The organism is Campylobacter sp. BCW_6873, from assembly GCF_001762365.1.
Lineage (GTDB): Bacteria > Campylobacterota > Campylobacteria > Campylobacterales > Campylobacteraceae > Campylobacter_D > Campylobacter_D jejuni.
In genome coordinates, this window is record NZ_MJWS01000055.1 from 1 (window position 1) to 1062 (window position 1062).

Consider the following 1062-nt stretch of genomic DNA (forward strand, 5'->3'; position numbering starts at 1 on the left):
AAAGAAAACTATAATCAAGAAAAAGTTACACAAATGATTATTAAAAATCTTAAGATGATACAAGCTAGTATTGAAGATATAAGAACTTTAACTATTTATTCATTCCTAGATGAAGATGAGGAACTTTCAAGAAAAGCTAGTCGAATTGTTTTAAATTTAAATAACGATATTATATCCTATCTTTTATACAATGAAAGAAATATCACAAATCATAAAACTTATTTTTTATTTGACAAGGAAAGATTTGATGCACTTGAAGATTTTTTATTTTTTCTAAATACTCGTTTAGAAGAGGATTTTTTGCAAAATAAAATCAAAAGTCATGATTTTTCACATATTGTTTATTATACATCTTCTTTAATTGGAAACAACTGGGGATTTTCCCATATTTATATTGGAGATCTTTCTAAAAAATTCACATGTAAATTTGATAATTCTAAAACTGCAATAATTTTAAATACAATGAGAAAACTAAATAAAATTACAGATAATGTTACAAGAAGAATTCGTAAAGATTTTTTTTTAGATAATCAAGCTAAAGAGAAGCTAAAAGAAAATATTAATAAAATTTTAGAAAACTTCAACAAGAAGACATTGACAAATCTTAACACTCTACAATCTAAATTAAAAGAATGCACAAATGAATGAGATAGAACTTAACACTCAAAATAAAACCTTAAACGAAACAGAAAAAGACACAAAAACTATTTTTAAAATATCAAGGAATATAAATGAAAAAACCTTTTTATAAACTTAAAAGATTTTATATACCTTGTGGTTTACTTATAGCTTTTGTTATCTTTATAAGCTTAGCTTATCGCCCTTTAGAGCTTATCTTTTGGGATAAGTATTATTATGAAAAAGAAAATCAAATTAGAAAAGAGACATCTAAATTATTCTGGAGCAACGAAGAAGAATTTAAAAAAGTTTTTGTAGAACAAAACTTAAATCAAGAATTAAAACTTAATCAAAAAGAATTATTAAATTATATGCATAATTTTAAAAAAGATTTTAAATTTATGCAAATTTTAGGTTTAGACAATGCTTATTTGGTAGCTCTTA

General features: G+C 22.8%; 1 protein-coding gene and 1 pseudogene. Both read left to right on the forward strand.

Translation table 11 applies throughout. The annotated features are described in order from the left end of the window. Positions 1–648 (forward strand): hypothetical protein (locus AJ932_RS10505; RefSeq protein WP_070278016.1); only part of this gene is annotated, 648 nt, incomplete at its 5' end. Positions 649–731: 83 nt separating this feature from the next. Continuing rightward, positions 732–1062 (forward strand): annotated as a pseudogene (locus AJ932_RS03310) (hypothetical protein); the annotation flags it as partial.